A 1,505-nucleotide genomic window follows, 5' to 3' on the forward strand; every position below is an offset into this window, starting at 1 on the left:
TATCCAAAGCAAAAATCAGTGTATGCACTATTTGAAGAACAGGTTGAAAGAACTCCTGATCAAACTGCTGTAGTCTTTGGTGATCTAAAGTTATCTTATGCCGAACTTAATGCTAAAGCGAATCAAATGGCTTGGGTATTGAAACGAAATGATGTCCAAACAAATACTAGGGTAGGCCTCATGGTAGAGCGATCCTTGGATATGGTGATTGGGATATTAGGGATTATAAAAGCTGGGGCTGCTTATGTTCCGATCGATCCAGATTACCCACAGGAACGCATTCAATATTTGTTGCAAAATTCAAATACTTCCGTATTGCTTACGCAACACCATTTGCGATCTAATCTAATGGATGTTCAATCGATGATTATATGTATTGAAGATGTATTAAAACAACAAGATGTACCCACTCACAATTTGAAAATACCTTACGATCCTGAACAGCTGATTTATGTATTGTACACGTCAGGTTCAACAGGGAATCCCAAAGGGGTCATGGTTAAGTCTCATGCCTTTGTGAATTTACTTCATTGGTATACATCAGAATTTGAGATGAATGAACAAGATAAGTTATTGCTCATGGCCCCCTCTAGTTTTGATTTGGCGCAAAAAAATGTGTTCAGTACCTTGATAAGGGGAGGGCAATTGCATGTATATGCCCCAGGATTGTATGACTACAACTTGATGTCGAATGTTATGAATCGAAATGGAATTACTCTCATTAATTGTGCTCCAAGTGCTTTTTACCCTTTGATCGATTTAAATCATGATTCAAAGTTTGAACGTTTACAAAGTTTAAGAATGGTATTTTTGGGCGGAGAGCCGATCAACATGAATAAATTGAAGCCGTGGTTATTATCCAATGAAGATGTTGAGTTGGTGAATACTTACGGACCGACGGAATGTACAGATGTATCGTCTTTTTATCGAGTTCAAAAACAAGATTATATGAAAACCAATGTACCTATCGGAAAAGCCATTTATAATACAGAGCTATATGTCATGGATAAAGATTTAACGCTCATGCCTATTGGTGCACCTGGAGAATTATGCATTGGAGGGACAGGATTAGCTAAAGGATATTATGATGCAGATGAAAGGACAGCAGAAAAATTCGTAACGAATCCGTATAAAACAGGGGAAAAGATCTACCGTACGGGAGATATAGTGAAGTGGTTACCTGATGGAAATCTTGAATATTTAGGCCGCATAGATCATCAAGTGAAGATCAGAGGTTTGCGAATGGAGTTAGGTGAAATTGAAAGTGAGCTCTTAAATCATCCAGAGGTAGAGGAAACGGTGTTAACTGTACATGAAGATGGAGCAGGGGATAAGATATTATGTGCTTACATGGTATGTTCAGATCAATTAGACCAATCGGCTATCCGAGTTTATTTATCTCAACGCTTACCATCTTATATGATACCAAGTCTTTTTATTCCTTTGGAAAAAATGCCATTAACACCGAATGGGAAGATAGATCGAAAGACGTTACCTAAACCAGA

General features: G+C 37.8%; 1 protein-coding gene. It reads left to right on the forward strand.

Going from position 1 to position 1,505, the window contains the following annotated elements:
* Positions 1-1,505 (forward strand): non-ribosomal peptide synthetase (locus ERL59_RS20410; protein WP_160648075.1); only part of this gene is annotated, 1,505 nt, incomplete at both ends.

The organism is Chengkuizengella marina (assembly GCF_009910845.1).
Classification (GTDB): domain Bacteria; phylum Bacillota; class Bacilli; order Paenibacillales; family KCTC-33759; genus Chengkuizengella; species Chengkuizengella marina.